The sequence below is a fragment of the Streptomyces sp. NPDC060028 genome, assembly GCF_042736725.1.
GTDB lineage: Bacteria > Actinomycetota > Actinomycetes > Streptomycetales > Streptomycetaceae > Streptomyces.
Genome location: NZ_JBHWVJ010000066.1, coordinates 1 through 6,836, shown reverse-complemented (window position 1 = coordinate 6,836; position 6,836 = coordinate 1). Strand labels below are relative to the sequence as shown.

Annotated in this window: 4 protein-coding genes; all 4 read left to right on the top strand. The window is 73.3% G+C overall.

Annotation, left to right across the window (positions count from 1 at the left end):
• On the top strand, positions 1-990 hold a 990-nt coding region (locus ACFWBF_RS27195; RefSeq protein ID WP_385606505.1), incomplete at its 5' end, for a MinD/ParA family protein.
• Positions 991-1,024: 34 nt separating this feature from the next.
• Positions 1,025-4,999, top strand: a complete 3,975-nt coding sequence (gene eccCa / locus ACFWBF_RS27190; protein ID WP_385606503.1) for a type VII secretion protein EccCa — start codon at positions 1,025-1,027, stop codon at positions 4,997-4,999.
• Positions 5,000-5,015: 16 nt separating this feature from the next.
• A complete protein-coding gene (locus tag ACFWBF_RS27185) occupies positions 5,016-6,434 on the top strand; it encodes a DUF6177 family protein (RefSeq protein ID WP_385606501.1) in 1,419 nt (472 codons plus the stop codon).
• Between the two features lie 128 nt (positions 6,435-6,562).
• The coding region (locus ACFWBF_RS27180) for a hypothetical protein (protein ID WP_385606499.1) at positions 6,563-6,836 on the top strand (274 nt) is incomplete at its 3' end.

Genomic DNA, 6,836 nt, shown 5'->3' with positions numbered 1-6,836 from the left:
CAGGTCCCGCGTCAGGCGCCGGCACAGCCCGCGCAGGGCCACGGCCAGGCCCGGCCGCAGGGGTACCGCGCGCCCGGGTCGCGGCCCGTCGTCGAGCAGGGGCTCGTCGCGGCCAAGGGCAAGGCCCGGCACGGCGAGGGCTTCGCGGCCCGCGCCGCCCGCGCGCTGCGGCGTACCGTCTCCTCCTCCGCCGCCCGCGAGGTCGCCGACGTCACCCGCACCGCCGAGGTGCTCCAGCAGCCCGTCACCACCGGCCGCCAGATCGCCGTCACCTCCATCCGCGGCGGCGCCGGCAAGACCACGGTCGCCGCGCTCCTCGGCACCACCTACGCGCACTACCGCCAGGACCCGGTGCTCCTCGTCGAGGCCGACCCGGCCCTCGGCTCGCTGCCCCTGCGCCTCGGCGCCGAGACGCTGCGCTGGACCACCGGCGACGTCGCCGACATCGTCGAGCCGCAGATGTCGCTGCTCGACATCACCGGCTACCTCGTCCAGCTCCCCGGCAACGCCTGGCTGCTCCCCGGCAGCCAGGGCCAGATCGGCGCCATGCTCGACGCCCGCGCCTACGAGCGGGCCATGGTCGCCCTGCGCCGGTACTTCGGGGTCGCGGTCATCGACTGCGAGACCCTGCCCGCCGAGGTCGCCCGCGTCGCGCTGTCCGCGTCCCAGGCCCGGATCCTGACCGCCCCCGCCACCCTCGAAGGCGTCACCAGCACCTACGCGGTCCTCCAGTGGATGCAGGGCCTGCCCCCGCACGTGATCGCCGGAACCATCGTCGTGCTGACCGAACTGGTCCCGCACGCCGTGCTCGACCTCGAAGAGGCCGCCCGCATGCTCAAGGGCACCGGCGCGAGCGTGCAGATCCTCCCGTACGACCGCCACCTGGCGGCCGGCGGGGCGATCCGTACCGAGCTCCTCGCCCACCCCACCCGGGAAGCCGTCGTCCGCCTCGCCGCGGACGTGTTCCAGCTCTCGCAGCAGCGCCACTGACGGACCTGACGGACGACGGACGAAGACGAAGACGATGAGCACCCGACTGATCCACCGCCCGGCCCGGACCACCCGTCCCGCGGCCGCCTCCGGGGCCCGCACCATAGAGGCCCCGCCCAACCTGCCCGAGGGCAAGGGCGGCAACATCGCGATGTCGCTGCTGCCCGTCGCCGGCGTCATGTCGTCCGTCGTGATGATGACGGTGGTGCGCAACAGCCAGTTCGCGGGGCTCGGCGCGATCATCCTCGTCGTCACCGTCATCGGCTCGATGGCGCTCGTCTTCTCTCAGCGCGGCAAGGCCCAGCGCACCCGCCGCACCCAGCGCGAGGCCTACCTGGCCTACCTGGAGGAATTGCGCGAGGAGCTCTCGGCCGAGGAGCGCGAGCGGCGCGAGCGCGCCGACGTCCTCAACCCGCCGCCCGGCGCGCTGTACGACATCGTCCGCGACCCGGCCCGCATGTGGGAGCGCCGCCGCGTCGACGGCGACTTCCTGCGCGTGCGGGTCGGCACCGGCGAGATGCCCGTACGGGACCTGTCCATCGCCCAGCAGGGCTCCACGGTCCTCACCCCGCCCGACCAGTTCATGCTGAACGAGGCGTCGGCGCTGATGTCCCGCTTCCGCACCGGCAACGAACTGCCGCTCACCGTCCCGCTCGACCGCGTCGGCAACGTCAGCGTCATCGGCCCCCGCGAGGACTGCCTGCGCGTCGCGCGCGCCCTGCTCGTCCAGGCCGCGGCCCTGCACGCCCCCGACGACGTGGCGATGGCCCTGGCCGTGCCCGGCGACCGGCTCGCCGACTGGGAGTGGGCCAAGTGGATGCCCCACCTCCTCGACACCGAGCAGCTCGACGGGCCCGTGGCCGCCCGCCGGATCGCGCCCTCCGCACCCCAGCTCGCCCGCCAGATCGGCCCCGAACTGCGCCGCCGCGCCTCCTACGCCGCCGAGGTCCGCCGCGGCCTGTCCGGGCGCGACGCCCTGGCCATGAACTCCCGGCTCCTCGTCGTCACCGACGGCCACGGCGAGGACGCCGTCGACCTGCCGCTCCCCGACGACGCGGTGGGCCTGCGCGACATGGGCGTCACCGTGCTGCACCTGCTGGAGCAGCGCGTACAGGAGCCCGGCCACGTCGGCGTACGCATCACCGTGGGCGGCGACCAGGTGTTCATAGAGGACCTCCGCGAGGCCGAGCCGATCAGCGCCCACGGCACCGTGGACGAGGTCGGCATCTCCTTCGCGGAGGGCTTCGCCCGGATGCTCGCGCCGCTGCGGCTGTCCGCCGAGTCGCTCATCGACGCCCCGCTGTCCGGCCCCGTCGACTTCGCCGACCTCCTCGGCATCGACGACGTGGCCCGGCTGGACCTGGGCCGGCTGTGGGCTCCGCGCGGCGAGCGCGCCTTCCTGCGCGTCCCGATCGGCATCAGCGACTCCCACGAGCCGGTGCTGCTCGACCTGAAGGAGTCCTCCGAGCTCGGCATGGGCCCGCACGGCCTGTGCGTCGGCGCGACCGGCTCCGGAAAGTCGGAGCTGCTGCGCACGCTCGTCCTCGCGCTGGTGGCGACGCACCCGCCGGAGGACCTCGCCCTCGTCCTCGTCGACTACAAGGGCGGCGCCACCTTCGCGCCGTTCGCCGACCTGCCGCACGTCGCCGGTGTCATCACCAACCTGGAGAACCAGGCCGGCCTCGTCGAGCGCGTCCACGCCTCCCTCGCGGGCGAGGTCAAGCGCCGCCAGCAGGTCCTCAAGGACGCCGGAAACGTCGCCGACATCGGCGACTACGCCGCGCTGCGCGCCGAGAAGCGGCCCGACCTGGACCCGCTGCCGCACCTGTTCGTCGTCATCGACGAGTTCGGCGAACTGCTCACCGCCAAGCCCGACTTCATCGACCTGTTCCTGTCCATCGGCCGCATCGGCCGCTCCATCGGCGTGCACCTGCTGCTCTCCAGCCAGCGCATCGAGGGCGGCAAGCTGCGCGGCCTGGACACGTACCTCTCGTACCGGCTGGGCCTGCGCACCTTCTCCGCCGACGAGTCCCGCACCGTCCTCGACACCACGGACGCCTTCCACCTGCCGCCGCTGCCCGGCTTCGGCTACCTCAAGGTCGACACCAGCCACTACGAGCGGTTCAAGGCGAGCTACGTCTCCGGCGGCTACCGCGGACCCGTGCAGCGCCACGAGGACGCCGCCTCGGGGCCGCTCGCCCTCGAGTACGAGGCCTTCAACACCCTGGCCGGCTCCGCCGACAACGGCCCGGCCGAGCCCTCGCTGCGACGCCGCGAGACCGGACCGACCGAGATGGGCGTCATCGTCGGGCAGCTGGAGAACGCCGCCCCCGGCGTGCGCCAGATCTGGCTGCCGCCGCTGCCCTCCGCGCTGGCCCTGGACAAGGTGGCTGGCCCGGTCGAGGTCGGCGGGCGCGGCATGCAGCTCGCCGCGCGCCGGGGCCCGCTCCAGGTGCCGCTCGGCCTGCTCGACGACCCGACGAAGCAGTGGCAGGGCCAGTGGTTCCTGGACCTCACCGTCGCGGGCGGCCACGCCGCCGTCATCGGCGGCCCGCAGTCCGGCAAGACGACCCTGTTGCGCACCCTGGTGCTCTCCCTGGCACTGACCCACACCCCGCAGCAGGTCGGCGTCTACGGCCTCGACCTGGTCGGCGGCGGCCTCCAGGCCCTGTCCGGGCTCCCGCACGTCGGCGGCGTCGCCGGGCGCGCGGACCGCGAGCGCGCCGCCCGCACCGTCGAGGTCGTACGGAACATGCTCGCCGCCCGCGAGGACCTCTTCCGGGAGCACGGCATCGACTCCGTCGAGCAGCTGCGCTCCCTCCACGCGGCGGGCCGGCTGCCGCAGCTGGCCTCCGCGGAGATCGTGCTGGTCATCGACGGGTTCGGCGCGTTGCGCGACGACTTCGAGGAGCTCGACGACGCCGTCATGGACGTCCTCAAGCGCGGCGGCGGCTACGGCATCCACGTCGTCGCCGGCATGCTCCGGTGGAACGACGTGCGCATCGCCGCCCAGTCCAACTTCGGCACCCGCGTCGAGCTGCGGCTCAACGACCCCAGCGAGTCCAGCATCGAGCGCAAGCTCGCCGAGACCCTGGCGCCCGACGAGCCCGGCCGCGTCCTGACCGACGGCAAGCTCTTCGCGCAGGTCGCGCTGCCCCGCACCGACGGCCTCGCCGACAACTCCGAACTGGGCGCGGTGCTGGAGCGCACGGCCCGTACCGTCCGCGCCACCTGGACCGGCGAGGTCGCCCAGCCGGTACGGGTGCTGCCGCACGTCCTGGAGCCGCACCTGCTGCCCGGGCCGGTCGCCGAGCCCAAGCGGGTCCCGATCGGGCTGGACCAGAGCGCGCTCGCGCCGGTGCTGCTGGACCTGTTCGGGCACGACCAGCACCTGTTGGTCCTGGGCGACAGCGAGAGCGGCAAGACGAACATGCTCAAGACCGTCGCGGCCGGGCTCATCGAGCGCTACGGCGAGGACGAGCTGGTCTTCGCGGTCATGGACCCGCGGCGCGCACTGCGCGGGGTGGTCCCGGAGGAGTACGCGGGCGGCTACGCGTACAACCCCAAGCTGTGCGCGGGCCTCTCCGCCGGTATCGCCACCGAACTGGACAAGCGGCTGCCGGACGACAGTGCGCGCATCGAGGACCTGGAGCCCGGCAGTTGGGGCAGCGGGCCGCGGATCGTGGTGCTGGTCGACGACTACGACGTACTGACCACGGCCGGCCAGTCGCCGCTCGCGCCGTTCCTCCCGTACATCCCCTCGGCCGTCGACATCGGCCTGCACTTCGTGCTGACGCGCCGGGTCGCCGGTGCCTCGCGCGGCATGTACGAGCCGCTGGTGCAGGGGCTGCGCGAGTCGGGGGCGTCCGCGGTGCTGATGGCGGGCGACCGCAGCGAGGGGCAGCTGTTCCCCGGTGTGTACGCCTCGCAGCAGCCGGCGGGACGCGGCGTGCTCATTCGCCGCGGCCAGTCGAACCGCCTGATCCAGACCGTGTACTCGCCCGAATAGGACACCAGGACCTCATATGACCAAGGACGTCATCGCCCTCACCGAGCGGATGCCCGAACCGCTGCACGTGCTCGCGGGCCTGCTCTCCGGCGGCCCCGACAAGTTGGTGGGCACGGAGGGCGACGGCGCCGTCGTGCAGCTCTGCGACGAGCAGGGCCGGCCGCTGGTCTCCATCGAGGCGCCGCTGCTCGTACAGGTCGCGGGGGAGGCGGAGCGGCTCCTGGGGGCCACGCCGCCGCCGCTGCCGTTCTGGTGGACCGAAGCCCGCGCCACGACCGGCGTCGCCGAGGCCGAGCGGCTCGCGGGCACCTTCGCGGCCCGGCTCGCGCTGCTGGCGGGCGGCGCGGCCTGGCCGCCGCAGGCCGCCCGGAACCTTGCCGTGGTGGAGAGCGACGGGGTGGGGGTGGCGCCGATTCCGGCGGCCGCCCAGCCCGCCGTGGACGTGCTCACCGACAAGGTCGCCGTCGTGATCCAGGACCGCCCGGTCGTGGCGATGACGGCCTGGCTCGCGGACGCGTTCCGGGCCAGCGCCAACGCCGGTCTGGGCCTGCAGATCGTCAGCCCGGCGGGAACCACCCTCTCGCCGGCCGTACGGGACACCCTGGGCGACTGGCCCTCGCGGTGGGTCGTACAGGACGAGCGCGAGGGCTACTACGACGGCCGCTCCGGGGCGGTACTGGCCTGGCAGCACGGCATGTTCGCCACGGTCGCCTCGCCCGACGCGACCCCCACGGACCTGAACACCCCGGTCGCGGCCACCTTCCAGGAGGTCTCCGAGACGGGGGAGCGGCAGCTGGCCCTCACCTTCCGTACGGCGCACCCCGCGGACGACCGCCTCGTCCTCGGCGGCGCCCTGGAGGCGGTGTGGAGCGAGCTCACCGGCGCGCCCCCCGCCGGGTGGGGCACGGCGGAGCCCGCGAACCTGCCCTGGTCGCCGCGGCAGCTGACCGACGTGGCCTTCGAGCGGGCACCCGAGCCGAGCTGGTTCGTGGTGGTCGGCAGCCCCGGGCGGCCGGGCCTGGCGACGGTGCGGGTGACCCGTACCAAGGCGGGCGTCGAGGAGGAGGTGACCCTCGCCTTCGGTTACGGCGCCGACGAGGTGGTGCCGACGGAGGCGCTGACCCGCGTGGCGGAGGTCCTGGCGACCCGCCACAACCTGCTGTCGATGCTGGTGCAGATTCGCAAAGCCCGCCGTGACCTGGCGGTACCCCCTCGCTTCGAGGGCCCGGGCGTGCCGGTGGCCTTCGTGCTCGGCGCGGAGGAGGTCCGCCGGATGCCCGGCGACCGGGCCCGCCGTACGCCGCTGTCGCAGGCTCCGGTTCCACTCGGACCGCGGGCCCGCCCCGCGATGTACTACCCGCTGCCGGGCGACCCGTCGGACCTGGCGGGGTGGCAGGAGTTCGAGCGGCTGGTGCGCCACCTCAAGGGCGCCTGAGCGTATGGTTGATGAGCATGTGTCATCGGTTCGTCACAGTGCCCGATTGCTGATTGCATCAGCGACGCAAGAGGTCCACGATGGCATACGTACGTTCGGCCAGGCTGACGGGGTGAGGGAGGAGTCTGATGAAGTTCGACATGGGGGCGCGGGTTCTGACGGATCTGCAGTCGCAGTCGCAGAATTCGAGTAGTGACCTGGGTCTTTTGATCCGGCAGTTGGTTGCGGCGGGTGCGCCGTTGGAGGGGAAGTTCAACGGTTCGGGCAAGGCTGCGTTCGATCTGTTCAAGTCGCGTTCGGATGAGATCACGTCGGCGTTGAACGGTGCGTTGGCGGCGATTCTGGGCGGTCAGTCGGGGATGGACAAGGCGTTCGGGTCGGGTGACCAGGAGCAGGGTGAGA